Genomic DNA, 19,663 nt, shown 5'->3' with positions numbered 1-19,663 from the left:
CGCAGCTTTCAGTGCTGCTTCAAGTTATTGGATAAAAGCATCCGCCAGATTCTCGTTGCTCCTCCTTTTATGCTCCTAAATCTCCGTTCTGTAAGGGTTTTCCTTTAATCCGCGCCTTGACGGTGTGGTGGGCGCATTCCTATAGTGTGCGCAAGTGGCGGAAAGTGGCATGAAGTGGGTTTTTTGAGCTCAAAACGATAAAAATTGGAGAAACGCAGACGTGTTTCGCGGAGCTAACGCTATCAGTCTCGACGCAAAGGGCCGTCTCGCCATGCCGAGCCGGTACCGTGACGAGCTCGATTCGCGCAGTTCCGGCCAGTTGATCGTGACCATTGATGCCGTTGATCCATGTTTGTGTGTCTACCCGCTCGATGAGTGGGAAATTATTGAAACCAAGTTGCGCGCGCTTCCTTCGCTTCGCGAAGAGAACCGTCGTCTGCAACGTTTATTGATTGGTAATGCCGTTGACCTCGAGCTCGACGGCAGTGGTCGTTTCCTGGTGCCGCCGCGCCTGCGCGAATACGCGAAGCTCGACAAGCGCGCGATGCTGGTGGGCCAACTGAACAAGTTCCAACTGTGGGACGAAGATGCCTGGAACGCGGTTTCTGCCGCTGACCTGGCTGCCATACAACAACCGGGCGCCATGCCTGACGAACTGCGTGATCTGATCCTGTGACTATTGATAGCGGCTTTAACCACATCACCGTACTGCTTGACGAAGCCGTCGAGGCTCTCGCCGTACGTCCTGATGGCTGCTATCTGGACGGCACGTTCGGGCGCGGCGGGCACAGCCGGTTGATCCTCAGCAAGCTTGGGCCGGATGGTCGGCTCATCGGATTCGACAAGGATCCTCAAGCGATTGCCACCGGGCAAACGCTAGCGGCCGAAGACGGCCGCTTTGTCGTTGTGCAGCGCAGCTTTGCCGAGCTCGGTTCGGTGGTTGCCGAACAGGGTCTGGCCGGCAAGGTCAGCGGCATTCTGCTGGATCTGGGCGTCTCTTCGCCGCAGCTCGATGATGCCGAGCGCGGCTTCAGTTTCCTCAACGACGGCCCGCTGGACATGCGCATGGATCCGTCCCGTGGCATCAGCGCCGCCGAGTTCGTCAACACCGCGCCGGTGGAAGAAATCGCCCGTGTGTTCAAGGAATACGGCGAAGAACGTTTCTCCGGTCGCATGGCCCGTGCCGTGGCCGAGCGCCGTGACATCACGCCGTTCGAGCGCACCGCCGATCTGGCCGAAGTCCTGAAAGTCGCCAACCCGGCGTGGGAAAAGGGCAAGAACCCGGCAACCCGCGCCTTCCAGGGCCTGCGCATTCACGTCAATAACGAACTGGGCGATCTGGAAGCGGGCCTTGAAGCCGCGCTCGAATGCCTGGAAGTGGGCGGCCGTCTGGTCGTGATCAGCTTCCACTCGCTGGAAGACCGTATCGTCAAACTGTTCATGCGCAAGCTGGTGAAAGGCGAAGCCGACAACCTGCCGCGCAACCTGCCGGTTCGCCACGTTGCGTTCGAACCGAAAATCAAAGTCCATGGCAAAGCGCAGACGGCCTCCGACGCCGAACTCAAAGCCAACCCACGTTCCCGTAGCGCCGTCATGCGCGTCGCGGAGAAGCTGCGGTGAGCAAGCTTTTCGCCAAGCCACTGCCCGGCGGCAGCTTTTTCATGCTGCTGCTGTTCATTGGCGTGCTTGTGTCGGCCATCGGCGTGTCTTACAGCGCCCACTGGAACCGGCAGTTGCTCAACACCCTTTACAACGAACTGAGCGTGCGCGACAAGGCGCAGGCCGAGTGGGGGCGCCTGATTCTGGAGCAAAGCACCTGGACCGCCCACAGCCGGATCGAAGTGCTGGCCACCGAACAACTGAAGATGCACATCCCCGGCGCGGCTGACGTGAAGATGGTGGCGCCATGATGAAACTCGAGGGGGCTCTCTTCCCGTGGCGTTTCCGTCTGATGGTGGCACTGCTCGGCGTGATGGTCGCAGCCATCTGCTGGCGCATCATTGACCTGCAAGTGGTTGACCGTGACTTCCTCAAAGGTCAGGGCGACGCGCGCAGTCTTCGGCACATTCCGATTCCGGCTCACCGTGGTCTGATCACCGACCGTAACGGCGAGCCTTTGGCCGTGAGTACCCCGGTGACCACGTTGTGGGCGAACGCCAAGGAAATGCAGACCGCCAAAGAGAAGTGGCCGGCACTGGCTGCCGCGCTGGGGCAGGATCCGAAAGCCCTGGCCGAACGTCTCGAAGCCCAGGCCAACAAAGAATTCATTTATCTGGTGCGCGGGTTGACCCCCGAGCAGGGCCAGGCCGTGCTCGACCTGAAAGTGCCAGGTGTCTACGGCATCGAAGAATTCCGCCGGTTCTATCCGGCCGGTGAAGTGACGGCGCACATGGTCGGCTTCACCGACATCGATGACCACGGTCGTGAAGGCGTCGAACTGGCCTACGATGAATGGCTGGCCGGCGTGCCCGGCAAGCGGCAAGTCATCAAGGATCGGCGCGGACGGCTGATCAAGGATGTCCAGGTCACCAAAAACGCCAAGGCCGGCAAGCCCTTGGCGTTGTCGATTGACCTGCGCCTGCAATACCTGGCCAACCGTGAACTGCGCAACGCGATCATCGAGAACGGCGCCAAGGCCGGCAGTCTGGTGATCATGGACGTGAAGACCGGCGAGATTCTCGCGATGGTCAACCAGCCGACCTACAACCCGAACAACCGTCGCAACCTGCAGCCGGCGATGATGCGTAACCGCGCGATGATCGACGTGTTCGAACCCGGTTCGACCATGAAGGCGATCTCGATGAGCGCCGCGATCGAAACCGGCCGCTGGAAACCGAGTGACACCGTCGAGGTGTATCCGGGCTCCCTGCAGATCGGCAAATACACGATCAAGGACGTATCGAAGACCGAAGGTCCGGTACTCGACCTGACCGGCATTCTGATCAATTCCAGTAACGTCGGCATGAGTAAGGTCGCGTTCGACATTGGCGGCGAAACCATTTTCCGCCTCGCACAGAAAGTCGGCCTCGGCCAGGACACCGGCCTCGGCTTCCCGGGCGAACGTGTCGGCAACCTGCCGAACTACCGCGAGTGGCGCAAGGCCGAGACCGCAACGCTGTCGTACGGCTACGGTATTTCGGTGACTGCGATCCAGCTGGTGCATGCGTTCTCGGCGCTGGCCAACAACGGTCGTCTCGCACCGTTGACTCTGATCAAAACCGACAAGGCGCCGCAGACCACCCAGGTGCTGCCGGAAGCCGTCGCCAAAACCATGCAAGGCATGCTGCAACAAGTGATCGAAGCCCCGCGCGGCGTGTTCCGTGCGCAGGTGCCGGCGTATCACGTGGGCGGCAAGTCCGGTACCGCGCGTAAAACATCGGTCGGCACCAAGGGCTACGCCGAAAACTCTTATCGCTCGCTGTTCGCCGGCTTCGGCCCGATGAGCGATCCACGTTATGCAATCGTCGTGGTGATCGATGAACCGACCAAGGCCGGTTACTTCGGTGGTCTGGTCTCGGCGCCGGTGTTCAGTCGCGTGATGTCGGGCACTCTGCGCCTGATGAACGTCACCCCGGACAACCTGCCGACCACACAACAGGCCAACGCCACCCCGGCCGTTCCGCTGAAAGCCAATGGAGGGCGCGGCTGATGTCTCTGAGTCTGAACAAGATTTTCCCTCACGCCGGCCACGATCTGTTGATCCGTGAACTGGCGCTCGACAGTCGCAACGTACGCGCGGGTGACCTGTTCCTCGCGGTGCCGGGCGGCAAGTTCGACGGTCGTGCGCACATCGCCGACGCCTTGCAGCGCGGTGCTGCTGCCGTGGCCTATGAAGTGGAAGGCGCCACCGTGCTGCCAATCACCGAAGTGCCGCTGATTCCGGTCAAGGGCCTGGCGGCGCAGCTGTCGGACATCGCCGGGCGTTTTTACGGTGAGCCGAGTCATCACCTGAATCTGATCGGCGTGACCGGCACCAACGGCAAGACCAGCGTGACCCAACTGGTAGCGCAGGCGCTGGACCTGCTCGGCCAGCATTGCGGCATCGTCGGCACCCTCGGCTCCGGTTTCCATGGCGCGCTGCAAAGCGGCCTGCACACCACGCCGAATCCGATTGCCATGCAAGCGACCCTGGGCGACCTGAAAAAGGCCGGCGCGAAAGCCGTGGCCATGGAAGTCTCGTCCCACGGTCTGGATCAAGACCGGGTTACCGCGCTGGCATTCGATGTGGCGGTGATGACCAACCTGTCCCGCGATCACCTGGATTACCACGGCACCATGGAAGCGTACGCCGAGGCCAAAGCCCGGCTGTTCGCCTGGAATGACCTGAAGTGCCGCGTGGTCAACCTCGACGACGATTTCGGCCGGCAACTGGCCGCTGAAAAACGTGAGTCGCGGCTGATCACATACAGCCTGCTCGACAGCAGCGCCTATCTGTATGTGCGTGAAGCGCAGTTCGACGACCATGGCGTGCGTGCCACGCTGGTGACGCCGCAGGGCGAGCACCATCTGCGCAGCACGCTGCTCGGTCGTTTCAACCTTAGCAACGTACTGGCCGCCGTCGGCGCCTTGCTCGGTCTCGACTACGCGCTCGACGAAATCCTCAAGGTGTTGCCGAAACTCGAAGGCCCGGCCGGACGCATGCAGCGTCTCGGCGGCGGCACCCAGCCGCTGGTGGTGGTCGATTACGCCCACACCCCGGACGCGTTGGAAAAAGTGCTGACCGCGTTGCGCCCGCACGTCAAAGGCCAGCTGCTGTGCCTGTTCGGCTGCGGCGGTGATCGCGATCGCGGCAAGCGTCCGCTGATGGCGGAAGTGGTCGAGCGTCTGGCCGACCGAGTGCTGGTCACCGATGACAATCCGCGCACCGAAGACCCGGCGGTGATTTTCGATGACATCCGCGCCGGCTTCACGGCTGTGGATAACGTGACGTTCGTGGCTGGCCGTGGCCAGGCCATCGCGCAACTGATTGCCGGTGCTTCGGCGGATGACGTGATCGTTCTGGCCGGCAAAGGTCATGAGGACTATCAGGAAATCAACGGCGAGCGCCATGCGTTTTCCGATCTGGTCGAGGCGGATCACGCCCTGACCGCGTGGGAGGTGGCCCATGCTTAAGGCCCTGAAACTCAGCGAACTGACCAACGCGCTTGACGCCCGTCTGATCAGCGCCGACGCCAGTTTTGACGGCGTGAGCATCGACAGCCGCGCGATCAAGGCTGGCCAACTGTTTATCGCCCTGACCGGTCCGCGTTTCGACGGTCATGACTATCTGAATGAAGTCGCCGCCAAAGGCGCCGTTGCGGCATTGGTCGAGCGCGAAGTCGCCGACAGCGCGCTGCCGCAATTGCTGGTCAAGGACACCCGCCAGGCCCTCGGCCAGTTGGGTGCCTTGAACCGTGCCGCGTTCACCAAACCGGTCGCGGCCGTTACCGGTTCCAGCGGCAAGACCACGGTCAAGGAAATGCTCGCGAGCATCCTGCGCACGCGCGGTTCGGTGCACGCGACCCGTGGCAACCTGAACAACGACCTCGGCGTACCGCTGACCCTGCTCGAACTCGCCCCGGAACACAGCGCGGCGGTGATCGAACTGGGCGCCTCGCGCCTGGGTGAAATCGCTTACACCGTCGGGCTGACCAAGCCGCACGTGGCGATCCTCAACAACGCCGGGACCGCCCATGTCGGTGAGTTCGGCGGGCCGGAGAAAATCGTCGAAGCCAAGGGCGAAATCATCGAAGGGCTGGCGGCCGACGGCGTCGCCGTGCTGAACCTCGATGACAAGGCGTTTGGCATCTGGAAAACCCGCGCCGGCGCGCGCAAGGTGCTGACGTTTGCCCTGAGCAACACTCAGGCGGATTTTTACGCCAGCGACCTGGCCACCGATGCCCGTGGCTGCCCGGCGTTCAACCTGCACAGTCCTGAAGGTGTGGAACGGGTTCAACTGAACCTGCTCGGCACCCACAACGTCGCCAACGCCATGGCCGCCGCCGCTGCCGCTCACGCTTTGGGCGTGTCGCTGTTCGGCATTGCCACCGGGCTTGGCGCGGTACAACCGGTCAAGGGTCGCACCGTCGCGCAACTGGCGAAAAACGGCATGCGCGTGATCGATGACACTTACAACGCGAACCCCACCTCGATGTGCGCGGCCGTTGATATACTCGCCGGCTTTTCCGGTCGCACCGTCCTGGTGCTCGGGGATATCGGCGAGTTGGGCGACTGGGCGGAGCAGGGGCACCGCGACGTGGGCGAATACGCCCGGGGCAAGGTTTCCGCGCTTTACGCCGTCGGGCCGAACATGGTCCACGCCGTGAACGCATTCGGTAACGAGGCGCATCACTTCGGCACACAGGCCGAACTGATCCAGGCCCTCGGCGCCGAGCAGGACACAAACACCACCATTTTGATCAAGGGTTCGCGCAGCGCAGCGATGGAAAACATCGTTGCGGCCCTGTGCGGGTCCAGTCTGGAGAAACATTAATGCTGCTGCTGCTAGCGGAGTATCTGCAACAGTTCTACAAAGGCTTCGCGGTCTTCCAGTACCTGACCCTGCGCGGGATTCTCGGTGTGCTGACCGCGCTGGTCTTGTCGCTGTGCTACGGCCCGTGGATGATCCGCACCCTGCAGAACCGTCAGATCGGTCAGTCGGTTCGTAATGACGGCCCGCAATCGCACCTGTCCAAATCCGGTACGCCGACCATGGGTGGCGCGCTGATTCTGTCTTCGATCGGCGTCAGCACCCTGCTGTGGGCTGACCTGAGCAACCGCTACGTGTGGGTCGTGTTGCTGGTGACCCTGCTGTTCGGCGCCATCGGCTGGGTCGACGACTACCGCAAGGTGATCGAGAAGAACTCCCGTGGTCTGCCGAGTCGCTGGAAGTATTTCTGGCAATCGGTGTTCGGCCTCGGTGCGGCGATCTTCCTTTATATGACTGCCAGCACTCCGGTGGAAACCACCCTGATCCTGCCGATGCTCAAGGACTACAGCATTCCGCTGGGCGCAGGCTTCATCGTGCTGACGTACTTCGTGATCGTCGGTTCGAGCAACGCGGTCAACCTCACCGACGGCCTCGACGGTCTGGCGATCATGCCGACAGTGATGGTCGGCGGTGGCCTGGGCATCTTCTGCTACCTGTCGGGTAACGTGAAATTCGCTGAATACCTGCTGATCCCTTACGTACCCGGCGCAGGCGAGCTGATCGTGTTCTGCGGTGCGCTGATCGGTGCCGGCCTGGGCTTCCTGTGGTTCAACACCTACCCGGCGCAAGTCTTCATGGGTGACGTCGGCGCACTGGCACTGGGCGCGGCCCTGGGCACCATCGCGGTGATCGTCCGTCAGGAAATCGTCCTGTTCATCATGGGCGGCGTGTTCGTGATGGAAACCCTGTCAGTCGTCATTCAGGTTGCGTCCTTTAAGCTGACCGGTCGCCGTGTGTTCCGCATGGCACCGATTCACCACCACTTTGAACTCAAGGGCTGGCCCGAGCCGCGCGTGATCGTCCGTTTCTGGATCATCACCGTGATTCTCGTGCTGATCGGCCTTGCCACCCTGAAGCTGAGGTAGAACGAGTGTCTCTGATCGCTTCTGACCACTTCCGCATCGTTGTCGGCCTCGGCAAGAGCGGCATGTCCCTGGTTCGCTTCCTGGCGAACCGGGGCGTGGCGTTTGCTGTGGCCGACACGCGGGAAAATCCACCGGAACTGGCCACGCTCCAGCGTGACTATCCGCACGTGGAAGTGCGTTGTGGCGAGCTGGACGTCGAATTCCTGTGCCGTGCCGACGAGCTCTACGTGAGCCCCGGCCTGGCGCTGGCGACCCCGGCCCTGCAAGCCGCCGCGGCCCGTGGCGTGAAGCTGTCCGGCGACATCGAGCTGTTCGCGCGTAACGCGAAGGCGCCGATCGTGGCCATCAGCGGTTCCAACGCAAAAAGCACCGTCACCACCCTGGTCGGCGAGATGGCGGCTGCGGCCGGCAAACGCGTGGCCGTGGGCGGCAACCTCGGTACGCCGGCGCTGGATCTGCTCAGCGACGACGTCGAGCTGTACGTGATGGAGCTGTCGAGCTTCCAGCTGGAAACCACTGACCAGCTCAACGCCGAAGTGGCGACCGTGCTCAACATCAGCGAAGACCACATGGACCGCTACAGCGGTCTGCCGGCCTATCACCTGGCCAAGCACCGGATCTTCCGTGGTGCCAAGCAGTTCGTGGTCAACCGTCAGGACGCCTTGACCCGGCCGCTGATGGGCGAGGGCCAGCCGTGCTGGACCTTCGGCCTGACCAAACCCGATTTCAAGGCCCTCGGTCTGCGCGAAGAGAATGGCGAGAAATACCTGGCCTTCGAATTCCAGAACCTGATGCCGGTGCGCGAACTGAAGATTCGCGGCGCCCACAACCAGTCCAACGCCCTGGCGGCGCTGGCGCTCGGCCACGCGGTCGGGCTGCCGTTCGACGCCATGCTGGCAGCGCTGCGCACCTTCGCCGGTCTCGAACACCGTTGCCAGTGGGTGCGTGATCTGGACGGCGTCGGTTACTACAACGATTCCAAGGCCACCAACGTTGGCGCCGCACTGGCGGCCATTGAAGGCCTGGGCGCGGACATCGACGGTAAGGTCGTGCTGATCGCCGGTGGCGACGGCAAGGGTGCCGAATTCAAGGACCTGCGCGATCCGGTGGCCGCCCATTGCCGCGCCGTGATCCTGATGGGCCGCGACTCCGACAAGATCGGCGAAGCGATCGGCGATGCCGTGCCGCTGATTCGCGCGACCACGCTGGTCGACGCGGTCGCCCAATGCCGCGCCGCCGCCCAACCGGGTGACGTGGTGCTGCTGTCGCCGGCCTGCGCCAGTTTCGACATGTTCAAGAACTACGAAGACCGTGGTCACCAGTTCGTCCGCGCCGTGGAGGATCTGGCATGAGCTTGAGAAACATCATCAAGCCATACCCGTCGCCGCTGATCACCGGACGCGGGATCGACCTCGACTTCCCGATGCTCGCCGGTTGCCTGGCGTTGCTCGGCCTGGGCCTGATCATGATTGCTTCGGCCTCGACAGAAGTCGGCGCGGCGCAGTCGGGCAGTGCTCTTTATTACATGACTCGTCACCTGATCTACGTGGTGCTGGGCCTGGGCGCGTGCGTCGTCACCATGATGATCCCGATCGCCACCTGGCAGCGACTGGGCTGGCTGATGCTGATCGGTGCGTTCGGTCTGCTGGTGATGGTGATCATCCCGGGGATCGGCCGTGAGGTGAACGGCTCGATGCGCTGGATCGGTTTCAGCTTCTTCAACGTTCAGCCCTCCGAGATTGCCAAGGTGTTCGTGGTGATCTACCTGGCCGGTTATCTGGTGCGTCGTCAGAAAGAAGTGCGCGAGAGCTGGATGGGCTTCTTCAAACCGTTCATCGTGCTGCTGCCGATGGCGGGCCTGTTGCTGATGGAGCCGGACTTCGGAGCCACCGTCGTGATGATGGGCGCTGCGGCGGCGATGCTGTTCCTCGGCGGGGTCGGGCTGTTCCGCTTCTCGCTGATGGTGGTGCTGGCCGTCGGTGCGGTGGTGTTGCTGATTCAGATGCAGCCGTACCGGATGGCGCGTCTGACCAACTTCGCCGACCCGTGGGCCGACCAGTTCGGCGCCGGTTATCAGTTGTCCCAAGCCTTGATCGCATTCGGTCGCGGTGAATGGCTGGGCGTTGGCCTGGGCAACAGCGTGCAGAAGCAGTTCTACCTGCCGGAAGCGCACACCGACTTCGTGTTCTCGGTCCTGGCCGAAGAGCTCGGTGCCGTGGGTTCGCTGTGCACCGTGGCACTGTTCGTGTTCGTGTGTATTCGCGGCATGTACATCGGTCTGTGGGCCGAGAAAGCCAAACAGTTTTTTGCCGCTTATGTGGCCTACGGTCTGTCGTTCCTGTGGATCGGCCAGTTCCTGATCAACATCGGCGTGAACGTCGGCCTGCTGCCGACCAAGGGCCTGACCTTGCCGTTCCTCAGTTATGGCGGCAGTTCCCTGGTGATCTGCTGCGCCTGCCTTGGCTTGTTGCTGAGGATCGAGTGGGAGAGCCGGACCCACCTGGGCAGTGAAGAGATGGAATTCCATGAGAGCGACTTCGCCGAGGAGCCGAACCATGGGCGCTAACGTATTGATCATGGCCGGCGGCACCGGTGGCCACGTGTTCCCGGCGCTGGCCTGTGCCCGCGAATTCCAGGCGCGCGGCTACACCGTGCACTGGCTCGGCACGCCGCGCGGGATCGAAAACGATCTGGTGCCGGCGGCGGGTCTTGAACTGCACCGCATCAACGCCACTGGCCTGCGCGGCAAGGGCAAGCTGTCGTTGCTCAAGGCGCCGTTCATGCTGCTGAAATCGGTGTGGCAGGCGCGGGCGATCATTCGCCGCTTGCGTCCGGTGTGCGTGGTCGGATTCGGCGGCTATGTGACCGGCCCCGGTGGTCTTGCCGCCAAACTGGCCGGCGTGCCGGTGATCGTTCATGAGCAGAACGCCGTGGCCGGCACCGCCAATCGGTTGCTGGTGCCGTTCGCCGCCCGGGTGTGTGAAGCCTTCCCCGACACCTTTACCCTGTCGGACAGCCGCCGTACCACCGGTAACCCGGTGCGCAGCGAGCTGTTCCTCGAAACACCGCGCCCGGCCCTGGCCGGACGCAAGGCGCGTTTGCTGATCCTGGGCGGAAGCCTGGGCGCAGAGCCGTTGAACAAGTTGCTGCCTGAAGCCCTGGCACAAGTCGCTGCCGACTTGCGTCCGGAAGTGTTCCATCAGGCTGGCAGAAACCACGATGAAGTGACTGCAGAGCGCTACCGCGCCGCCGGCGTGGATGCGCAGGTGCAGCCGTTCATCAAAGACATGGCCCAGGCCTATGGCTGGGCTGACCTGGTGGTGTGCCGCGCCGGCGCATTGACCATCAGCGAACTGGCCGCCGCCGGTCTGCCCTCGATGCTGGTGCCCTTGCCCCACGCGATCGACGATCACCAGACCCGCAACGCCGATTATTTGGCCCGCGAAGGCGCTGCCTTCCTGATGCCGCAAAGAACGACTGGCGCCGCGGACCTTGCCGCGCGCCTGACAGAGGTCTTGATGCAACCGCAACGACTCGAACAAATGGCCCAAGCGGCCCGCCGTCTGGCGAAACCCGAAGCCACCCGAAGCGTGGTCGATACCTGTCTGGAGGTGGCCCATGGTTGAGAATCAGAAAGCCATGCCGCAACCGGAAATGCGCCGCATCCGTCGCATCCACTTCGTCGGGATCGGCGGCGTGGGCATGTGCGGTATTGCCGAAGTGCTGCTGAACCTGGGCTATGATGTGTCCGGTTCGGACCTGAAAGCTTCGCCGGTGACCGAGCGCCTGGAATCCTTCGGTGCACAGATCTTCATCGGCCACCGTGCCGAGAACGCCGCGGCCGCCGATGTGCTGGTGGTGTCGAGCGCCGTCAACACTTCCAACCCGGAAGTGGCGACCGCTTTGGAACGCCGCATCCCGGTGGTGCCGCGTGCCGAGATGCTCGCCGAACTGATGCGCTACCGTCACGGCATCGCCGTCGCCGGTACCCACGGCAAGACCACCACCACCAGCCTGATCGCTTCGGTGTTCGCGGCCGGTGGCCTGGATCCGACCTTCGTCATCGGTGGCCGTCTGAATGCCGCGGGCACCAATGCCCAGCTCGGCACCAGCCGTTACCTGATCGCCGAAGCCGATGAAAGCGACGCGAGCTTCCTGCACCTGCAACCGCTGGTGGCCGTGGTCACCAACATCGACGCCGACCACATGGCGACCTACGACGGCGACTTCAACAAACTGAAGAAAACCTTCGTCGAGTTCCTGCACAACCTGCCGTTCTACGGTCTGGCGGTGGTGTGCCTGGACGACCCGGTGGTGCGTGAAATCCTGCCGCAGGTCAAACGCCCGGTCGTCACCTATGGCTTCAGCGAAGAAGCCGACGTGCGCGCGATCAATGTGCGCCAGCAGGGCATGCAGACCTTCTTCACCGTTCTGCGCCCTGAGCGTGAGCCATTGGATGTGTCCGTGAACATGCCGGGCAACCACAACGTGCTCAACGCGCTGGCCACCATCTGCATCGCCACCGACGAAGGCGTCAGCGATGAAGCCATCGTCCAGGGCCTGTCCGGGTTCCAGGGTGTCGGCCGACGCTTCCAGGTCTACGGCGAACTGCCGGTGGACGGCGGCAGCGTGATGCTGGTCGACGACTACGGTCACCACCCGACCGAAGTCGCAGCCGTGATCAAGGCCGTGCGCGGTGGCTGGCCAGAGCGCCGTCTGGTGATGGTCTACCAGCCGCACCGCTACAGCCGCACCCGCGACCTGTACGACGATTTCGTCAATGTACTGGCCGACGCCAACGTGCTGTTGCTGATGGAAGTCTATCCGGCCGGCGAAGAGCCGATCCCGGGTGCCGACAGCCGCAAGCTGTGCAACAGCATTCGCCAGCGCGGTCAGCTCGACCCGATCTACATCGAGCGCGGCGTCGACCTGGCGCCGGTGGTCAAGCCGCTGCTGCGTGCCGGCGACATTCTGCTGTGCCAGGGCGCCGGTGATATCGGCGGTCTCGCACCGAAACTGTTGAAAAGCGAGTTGTTCGCCGGTGCCGTGGCGGCATCGGTCGAGGGGAAGTTGAAATGACTGCTGCCTACGCCAATCTGTTTTCCACCATCGCCCCGAAGGATTTCGGCCGTGTGGCCGTGCTGTTCGGTGGCCTGAGTGCCGAGCGTGAAGTCTCGCTGAAGTCCGGCAACGCCGTGCTCACTGCGCTGCAAAGCGCGGGTGTGGACGCGTTCGGCATCGACGTCGGCGCCGATATTCTGCAGCGCCTGCTGAGTGAAAAGATCGACCGCGCGTTCATCATCCTCCACGGTCGTGGCGGTGAAGACGGCAGCATGCAGGGCCTGCTCGAAGTGGCCGGCATTCCGTACACCGGCAGCGGCATCCTGGCTTCGGCACTGGCGATGGACAAACTGCGCACCAAGCAGGTCTGGCACACGCTAGGGATTCCGACGCCGCGTCACGCTGTGCTGCGCAGCGAGGCCGATTGTATTTCGGCAGCGACGGAACTGGGCTTCCCTTTGATCGTCAAACCGGCGCATGAAGGTTCAAGTATCGGGATGGCCAAAGTGACTTCCGCGTCCGAGTTGATCGACGCATGGAAAGCGGCCAGTACCTACGATTCGCAAGTGTTGGTCGAGCAATGGATCCACGGTCCGGAGTTCACCATCGCCACCCTGCGTGACCAGGTGTTGCCTCCTATCGCCCTGGGTACGCCACACACGTTCTACGACTACGACGCCAAGTACATCGCCAACGATACCCAGTATCGGATTCCGTGCGGGCTCGATGCCGCCAAGGAAAAAGAACTCATGGACCTCACGGCGCAAGCCTGCGAGGCGCTGGGTATTGCCGGTTGGGGCAGGGCGGACGTGATGCAGGACGCCGACGGCAAGTTCTGGTTCCTGGAAGTCAACACCGCTCCCGGCATGACCGATCACAGCCTGGTACCGATGGCGGCGAAAGCGGCCGGTCTGGATTTCCAGCAGCTGGTCCTGGCCATTCTGGCCGCCAGTGTCGATGCCGACGGCAAGAAAGAGGCGCGAGGTTAAGACCATGCAAGGCGCACAGCTCAGACATCAGCCACCCGCACCCGGCCGCAAGCCGGTGCCGCGGGGTGCCAGCCGAATGGTGGCCAAAGAGCCGATGTCCGCGCGCCTGCCAAAAGCCAACTTCGGCTTTTTGAAAGGTCTGTTCTGGCCGGTGCTGCTGGTGGCCCTGGGGTTCGGCACTTACGAAGGCGCACAGCGTTTGCTGCCGTACGCCGACCGGCCGATCACCAAGATCGCCGTGCAGGGCGACCTGAGTTACATCAGCCAGCAAGCGGTGCAGCAGCGGATCGCCCCTTACGTGGCGTCGAGCTTCTTCACCATCGACCTGGCGAGCATGCGCACCGAGCTGGAACAGATGCCGTGGATCGCCCACGCCGAAGTACGTCGGGTGTGGCCGGACCAGGTGGTGATCCGCCTCGAAGAGCAACTGCCGGTGGCCCGCTGGGGCGACGAGTCGTTGCTCAACAACCAGGGCCAGGCGTTCACGCCCAAGGAACTGGCGAACTACGAACACCTGCCGCAGCTGTTCGGTCCGCAGCGGGCCCAGCAGCAAGTGATGCAGCAATACCAGGTGCTGAGCCAGATGCTCCGGCCATTGGGCTTCTCGATTGCGCGGCTCGAGCTGCGTGAACGTGGCAGCTGGTTCCTGACCACCGGTGCCGGCAGTTCCGGCCCCGGGATCGAGCTGCTGCTGGGACGCGGCAACCTGGTGGAAAAGATGCGCCGCTTCATTGCCATCTATGACAAGACGCTCAAAGAACAGATTACGAACATTGCGCGCATCGATCTGCGCTATGCCAACGGCCTCGCTGTTGGCTGGCGGGAACCAGTAGCGCCGACGACAGCCCAACCCGCTGTCGCAAAGAATTAAGAAGAGGCAGGACCCATGGCAAACGTGCAAAGCGGCAAAATGATCGTCGGTCTCGATATCGGCACCTCCAAGGTGGTGGCGCTGGTCGGCGAGGTTGCGGACGACGGCACGCTCGATATCGTCGGGATCGGCACTCATCCGTCCCGCGGCCTGAAAAAAGGCGTGGTGGTCAACATCGAGTCCACCGTGCAGTCGATCCAGCGCGCGATCGAGGAAGCCCAGTTGATGGCGGGCTGCCGCATTCACTCGGCATTCGTCGGCGTGGCGGGCAATCACATCCGCAGCCTGAACTCCCACGGCATCGTCGCGATCCGTGATCGCGAAGTCAGTGCGGCTGACCTGGAGCGCGTACTCGACGCTGCCCAGGCCGTGGCGATCCCGGCCGACCAGCGAGTGCTGCACACCTTGCCGCAGGATTACGTGATCGATAACCAGGAAGGCGTGCGCGAGCCGCTGGGCATGTCCGGCGTACGTCTGGAAGCCAAGGTTCACGTGGTCACTTGCGCCGTCAACGCCGCACAGAACATTGAAAAATGCGTGCGCCGCTGCGGCCTGGAAATCGACGACATCATTCTCGAGCAACTGGCCTCGGCCTACTCGGTTCTGACCGACGACGAGAAAGAGCTGGGCGTATGCCTGGTCGACATCGGCGGCGGCACCACCGACATCGCGATCTTCACCGAAGGCGCGATCCGCCACACGGCCGTGATCCCGATTGCCGGTGACCAGGTGACCAACGACATCGCCATGGCGTTGCGCACCCCGACCCAGTACGCCGAAGAGATCAAGATCCGCTACGCCTGCGCCCTGGCCAAACTGGCCGGTGCCGGCGAGACCATCAAGGTGCCGAGCGTCGGCGACCGTCCGCCGCGCGAACTGTCCCGTCAGGCCCTGGCCGAAGTGGTCGAGCCGCGTTACGACGAACTGTTCACCCTGATCCAGGCCGAGCTGCGTCGCAGCGGCTACGAAGACCTGATCCCGGCCGGCATCGTGCTGACCGGTGGTACTTCGAAGATGGAAGGCGCCACTGAACTTGCCGAAGAGATCTTCCACATGCCGGTCCGCCTGGGCGTGCCGCATGGCGTGAAAGGTCTGGATGACGTGGTACGCAACCCGATTTATTCCACTGGCGTTGGCTTGTTGATGTACGGCCTGCAGAAGCAGTCCGACGGGATCTCGTTCTCGGGCATCGGCAGCCGCGACAGCTACAGCAACGATGAGCCGCAGGCGCCGTTGCTGGACCGTTTGAAGAAGTGGGTTCAAGGCAACTTCTAACGCTTTACCGCAGCACCGCAACAAACAGCAGTAGGCGAAAAAACTAGAGAATGTAAGGAGAGGGAAAATGTTCGAACTCGTAGACAACATCCCCGCAAGCCCGGTAATCAAAGTTATCGGTGTTGGCGGTGGCGGCGGCAACGCTGTCAACCACATGGTCAAGAGCAACATCGAAGGCGTGGAATTCATCTGCGCCAACACCGATGCTCAAGCGCTGAAAAACATCGGCGCGCGCACCATTCTGCAACTGGGCACCGGCGTGACCAAAGGCCTGGGCGCCGGCGCCAACCCTGAAGTAGGTCGTCAGGCCGCTCTCGAAGACCGTGAGCGCATTGCCGAAGTCCTGCAGGGCACCAACATGGTGTTCATCACCACCGGCATGGGTGGTGGTACCGGTACCGGTGCTGCGCCGATCATCGCCGAAGTGGCCAAGGAAATGGGCATCCTGACCGTTGCGGTCGTGACCCGTCCGTTCCCGTTCGAAGGCCGCAAGCGTATGCAGATCGCCGACGAAGGCATCCGCATGCTCTCGGAAAGCGTCGACTCGCTGATCACCATTCCGAACGAAAAACTGCTGACCATCCTCGGCAAGGACGCAAGCCTGCTGTCGGCTTTCGCCAAGGCTGACGACGTACTGGCCGGTGCCGTTCGCGGTATCTCCGACATCATCAAGCGTCCGGGCATGATCAACGTCGACTTCGCCGACGTACGCACCGTGATGAGCGAAATGGGCATGGCGATGATGGGCACTGGCTGCGCCAGCGGTCCGAACCGTGCACGTGAAGCGACCGAAGCGGCCATCCGCAACCCGCTGCTGGAAGACGTGAACCTGCAAGGCGCACGCGGCATCCTGGTGAACATCACTGCCGGTCCTGACCTGTCCCTGGGTGAGTACTCCGACGTGGGTTCGATCATCGAAGCCTTCGCTTCCGAGCACGCGATGGTAAAGGTCGGTACCGTTATCGATCCGGACATGCGCGACGAACTGCACGTGACCGTGGTTGCCACCGGTCTGGGCGCGAAAATCGAGAAGCCTGTGAAGGTCATCGACAACACCGTTCACACCTCGATGGCGGCTGCTCAAGTGCAGCAACCGGCACCCGCTCGTCAGGAGCAGCCAGCGGTGAACTACCGTGACCTGGACCGTCCGACCGTCATGCGCAACCAGGCTCAGGCCGGTGCTGCGACTGCCGCGAAGATGAATCCGCAAGATGACCTGGACTACCTGGACATCCCGGCTTTCCTGCGTCGTCAGGCCGATTGATGAAATGTATCAGGGGTATTCAGGTGATTGGTGTTCAGCAAAGGCTCGGTCTGCTATCATCGCCAGCCTTTGTTGATACCAGTTCGCAATTTGCGCTGAAGCGGCCCATGCCATGATTAAACAACGCACACTGAAAAATATTATCCGTGCCACCGGTGTAGGTCTGCACTCCGGGGAGAAGGTTTACCTGACCCTCAAGCCTGCACCTGTCGACACCGGGATCGTCTTTCGTCGTGCCGATCTCGATCCGGTTGTCGAGATACCGGCTCGTGCGGCCAACGTCGGCGAGACAACCATGTCGACGACGCTGGTCAACGGTGACGTGAAGGTAGACACGGTGGAGCACTTGCTCTCGGCCATGGCTGGCCTGGGCATCGATAACGCCTACGTCGAGCTCTCCGCGTCTGAAGTCCCGATCATGGATGGCAGCGCAGGACCTTTCGTATTCCTGATTCAATCGGCTGGCCTGGAAGAACAGGACGCCGCCAAGAAATTCATCCGCATCCTGCGTGAAGTGACAGTGGAAGACGGCGACAAGCGCGCCACTTTCGTCCCTTTCGAAGGGTTCAAGGTGAGCTTCGAGATCGATTTCGATCACCCGGTTTTCCGGGACCGCACCCAAAGTGCAAGCGTGGATTTTTCCAGCACTTCGTTCGTAAAAGAAGTCAGCCGCGCCCGTACTTTCGGTTTCATGAGTGACATCGAGTACCTGCGCAAGCACAACCTCGCACTCGGCGGCAGCGTGGAAAACGCGATCGTGGTCGATGCCGATGGCGTACTGAACGAAGACGGCCTTCGCTATGAAGACGAATTCGTGAAGCACAAGATCCTCGATGCGATTGGCGACCTGTACCTGCTGGGCAACAGCCTGATTGGTGAGTTCAAGGGCTTCAAGTCCGGCCACGCACTGAACAACCAGCTGCTGCGCAAGTTGATTGAGCAGAAAGATGCCTGGGAAGTCGTGACGTTCGAAGACGCCAGCACTGCACCAATCTCTTACATGCGCCCGGTTGCGGCGGTGTAAGTAAAAAGCCTCTCTAGTTTTTTGAAGGCCACCTTTGGGTGGCCTTTTTTTATGCCTGTTTTCAGGCCACCACGACCCGGTTTCGCCCACCTTCCTTGGCCTGATACAACGCCTTGTCCGCCGCGAACAACAGCTGCTCCAGGCTGATCTCGCTCGTCGCCGTCCAGGTGCTGATGCCGATGCTTACGGTCATCGGTGACCGGTCTTCATTGACGCTTGGCAGTTGTTCCACCGCTGCGCGAATGTGCTCGGCGATCTGCTGCGCCCCGACGCTGTCGGTTTCCGCGAGAATCACCGAAAACTCCTCACCGCCATACCGCGCCACCAGGTCCGCCGGGCGCCGCACATTGGAGGTGATTACCCTCGCGAGTTCACGCAACGCCTGATCCCCGGCCTGGTGTCCGTGCCGGTCGTTGAAGGCCTTGAAGTGGTCGGCATCGATCATCAGCAATGACAGCGGCTTGGCCGAGCGCTGGGCGCGGAACCACTCGTGGCGCAGCGACTGATCGAGCATCCGCCGGTTGGCGACCCCGGTCAGGGCATCGGTCGCCGCCAGTTGCGCCAGTTCGCGTTCGGCCCGCTGGCGCAGGCGCAGCTCCCGGGCCAACAGCCAGGTCAGCCATAGCAGGCCGGCACACAGCACGCCGGTGGCACCGCTGATCAGGATCGCCGTGCGTCGCCACGCGCCGAACACTTCCTCGCTGGACAGGGCAACGATCACCGTCAGCGGCAGATTGCCGACCCGCGAATAGGTGTACAGCCGTTGCTGATAATCCATGCTCGAAATGCTGTTGAAACTGCCATTGCCGTTGCTGTCGCGCAGGATCCGCACCACATTGGGCCGGGCAGCAAAGCTCTTGCCGATCGAATCGCTTTGCAGATAAGGCTTCTGTGCCAGCAGGATGCCGTCGTTGTTGATGATGTTGAGGGTGCTGTCGATGCCGATGTCGAGGCTGTTGAACAGTTGATCGAAGTAATCCAGTTTCATCGACGCCACGGCCACGCCCAGAAACTCGCCGGTGTCCGAAGAGATGCGCCGACTGAAACTGATTCGCCACTGGTTCGCGTCATCGCAATCGCAGCGGGGTTTGAACGGACGGCTGATGAACATGCCGGTGTCGCGCTTGAAGGCGTGGGCGAGAAAGTAGTCGCGGTCGGCGAAATTGCCCGGCAGCGGATCGACCCGCGAGGAGTCGGCAATCACGTCGCCATACTTGTCGAGCAACAGGATGTCGCCCTTGAAGCGCGCCGTGGTGGAGCGGTCGAACAGCGCCAGATGACGGATCTGTGGCGACACGTCTTTCAGGTCGTCACGCTGGGCGGCGGCGATCAGCCCTTGCAGCGTCAGGTCGTACAGCTCGACGGTGCGCAGCACGTCGGCGTCGATCAACTGGGCGATGGTGGTGGCGCCCCGGGTGGCCGATTCCTGCGCGTTGGCGTGTTCGCGGATCAGCAGGAACGTGACGATGCACACAATCGCGATCACGCTCAGCAGGCTGCCGAGGATCAGCAGCAGCTCGGAGCGTCCGGTCGTGCCGGAAACGGTAGGGGTGCGGCTCGCGATCATGGTTCGGTTTCGGTAAGGGATTCTTGTAAGCGTAGTTGTACCCGCTTCGCTGCCACAG

At 62.3% G+C, this 19,663-nt stretch carries 17 protein-coding genes; 16 read left to right on the top strand and 1 reads right to left on the bottom strand.

All coding sequences use genetic code 11. From position 1 onward, the window contains the following. Positions 1-220: 220 nt before the first annotated feature. The 16 genes from mraZ to lpxC all read left to right on the top strand — a co-directional run bounded on the left by mraZ (position 221) and on the right by lpxC (position 18,038). Complete coding sequence (gene mraZ, locus K5E37_RS18100; RefSeq protein ID WP_007917012.1) at positions 221-676, top strand: division/cell wall cluster transcriptional repressor MraZ; 456 nt, start codon at positions 221-223, stop codon at positions 674-676. Next, the gene (gene rsmH / locus K5E37_RS18095) at positions 673-1,620 is read left to right on the top strand and encodes a 16S rRNA (cytosine(1402)-N(4))-methyltransferase RsmH (RefSeq protein WP_039766256.1); all 948 of its coding nucleotides are present in this window, start codon (positions 673-675) and stop codon (positions 1,618-1,620) included. Before mraZ ends, rsmH begins: the two co-directional genes overlap by 4 nt. Beyond that, positions 1,617-1,910, top strand: a complete 294-nt coding sequence (gene ftsL / locus K5E37_RS18090) for a cell division protein FtsL (RefSeq protein ID WP_007956777.1) — start codon at positions 1,617-1,619, stop codon at positions 1,908-1,910. Before rsmH ends, ftsL begins: the two co-directional genes overlap by 4 nt. Next, positions 1,910-3,649 carry a penicillin-binding protein 2 gene (locus K5E37_RS18085; protein ID WP_170929382.1) on the top strand — a complete coding sequence of 580 codons (1,740 nt, stop codon included), beginning with the start codon at positions 1,910-1,912 and terminating at the stop codon, positions 3,647-3,649. Before ftsL ends, K5E37_RS18085 begins: the two co-directional genes overlap by 1 nt. Then, the gene (locus K5E37_RS18080; RefSeq protein ID WP_221534743.1) at positions 3,649-5,112 is read left to right on the top strand and encodes a UDP-N-acetylmuramoyl-L-alanyl-D-glutamate--2,6-diaminopimelate ligase; all 1,464 of its coding nucleotides are present in this window, start codon (positions 3,649-3,651) and stop codon (positions 5,110-5,112) included. Before K5E37_RS18085 ends, K5E37_RS18080 begins: the two co-directional genes overlap by 1 nt. Continuing rightward, positions 5,105-6,472: a UDP-N-acetylmuramoyl-tripeptide--D-alanyl-D-alanine ligase gene (gene murF, locus K5E37_RS18075; protein WP_221534741.1), complete on the top strand. Its 1,368-nt coding sequence runs from the start codon at positions 5,105-5,107 to the stop codon at positions 6,470-6,472. The genes K5E37_RS18080 and murF overlap by 8 nt, the downstream gene beginning before the upstream one ends. Further along, the gene (gene mraY, locus K5E37_RS18070; RefSeq protein WP_007956769.1) at positions 6,472-7,554 is read left to right on the top strand and encodes a phospho-N-acetylmuramoyl-pentapeptide-transferase; all 1,083 of its coding nucleotides are present in this window, start codon (positions 6,472-6,474) and stop codon (positions 7,552-7,554) included. Before murF ends, mraY begins: the two co-directional genes overlap by 1 nt. Before the next feature lie 5 nt (positions 7,555-7,559). Beyond that, entirely contained in the window at positions 7,560-8,906 is a 1,347-nt protein-coding gene (gene murD / locus K5E37_RS18065; protein ID WP_221534739.1) for a UDP-N-acetylmuramoyl-L-alanine--D-glutamate ligase, read from the top strand. Continuing rightward, positions 8,903-10,120, top strand: coding sequence for a putative lipid II flippase FtsW (ftsW, locus tag K5E37_RS18060; RefSeq protein WP_007956765.1), 1,218 nt, complete (start codon positions 8,903-8,905; stop codon positions 10,118-10,120). Before murD ends, ftsW begins: the two co-directional genes overlap by 4 nt. Further along, positions 10,110-11,180, top strand: a complete 1,071-nt coding sequence (gene murG / locus K5E37_RS18055) for an undecaprenyldiphospho-muramoylpentapeptide beta-N-acetylglucosaminyltransferase (protein ID WP_011335863.1) — start codon at positions 10,110-10,112, stop codon at positions 11,178-11,180. The genes ftsW and murG overlap by 11 nt, the downstream gene beginning before the upstream one ends. Beyond that, the gene (murC, locus tag K5E37_RS18050) at positions 11,173-12,633 is read left to right on the top strand and encodes a UDP-N-acetylmuramate--L-alanine ligase (protein WP_221534738.1); all 1,461 of its coding nucleotides are present in this window, start codon (positions 11,173-11,175) and stop codon (positions 12,631-12,633) included. Before murG ends, murC begins: the two co-directional genes overlap by 8 nt. After that, entirely contained in the window at positions 12,630-13,604 is a 975-nt protein-coding gene (locus tag K5E37_RS18045) for a D-alanine--D-alanine ligase (RefSeq protein ID WP_064383956.1), read from the top strand. The genes murC and K5E37_RS18045 overlap by 4 nt, the downstream gene beginning before the upstream one ends. A gap of 4 nt (positions 13,605-13,608) precedes the next feature. Next, complete coding sequence (locus tag K5E37_RS18040) at positions 13,609-14,475, top strand: cell division protein FtsQ/DivIB (RefSeq protein ID WP_007956757.1); 867 nt, start codon at positions 13,609-13,611, stop codon at positions 14,473-14,475. 15 nt (positions 14,476-14,490) lie between these two features. Beyond that, entirely contained in the window at positions 14,491-15,750 is a 1,260-nt protein-coding gene (gene ftsA / locus K5E37_RS18035) for a cell division protein FtsA (protein ID WP_127799830.1), read from the top strand. A gap of 67 nt (positions 15,751-15,817) precedes the next feature. Further along, positions 15,818-17,014: a cell division protein FtsZ gene (gene ftsZ / locus K5E37_RS18030; RefSeq protein ID WP_085606919.1), complete on the top strand. Its 1,197-nt coding sequence runs from the start codon at positions 15,818-15,820 to the stop codon at positions 17,012-17,014. A 112-nt stretch (positions 17,015-17,126) separates the two neighbouring features. Next, entirely contained in the window at positions 17,127-18,038 is a 912-nt protein-coding gene (gene lpxC / locus K5E37_RS18025; RefSeq protein WP_007956752.1) for a UDP-3-O-acyl-N-acetylglucosamine deacetylase, read from the top strand. Positions 18,039-18,099: 61 nt separating this feature from the next. On the opposite strand, the gene K5E37_RS18020 is transcribed toward lpxC, so the two are convergent. Then, positions 18,100-19,605 carry a sensor domain-containing diguanylate cyclase gene (locus K5E37_RS18020; RefSeq protein ID WP_221534736.1) on the bottom strand — a complete coding sequence of 502 codons (1,506 nt, stop codon included), beginning with the start codon at positions 19,603-19,605 and terminating at the stop codon, positions 18,100-18,102. Between the last annotated feature and the right edge of the window lie 58 nt (positions 19,606-19,663).

It is taken from the genome of Pseudomonas sp. RIT778, from assembly GCF_019718735.1.
Taxonomy (GTDB): Bacteria; Pseudomonadota; Gammaproteobacteria; order Pseudomonadales; family Pseudomonadaceae; genus Aquipseudomonas; species Aquipseudomonas aphyarum.
Note: the sequence above shows the minus strand (reverse complement) of the source record. Positions and strands in the feature narration are given on the sequence as shown.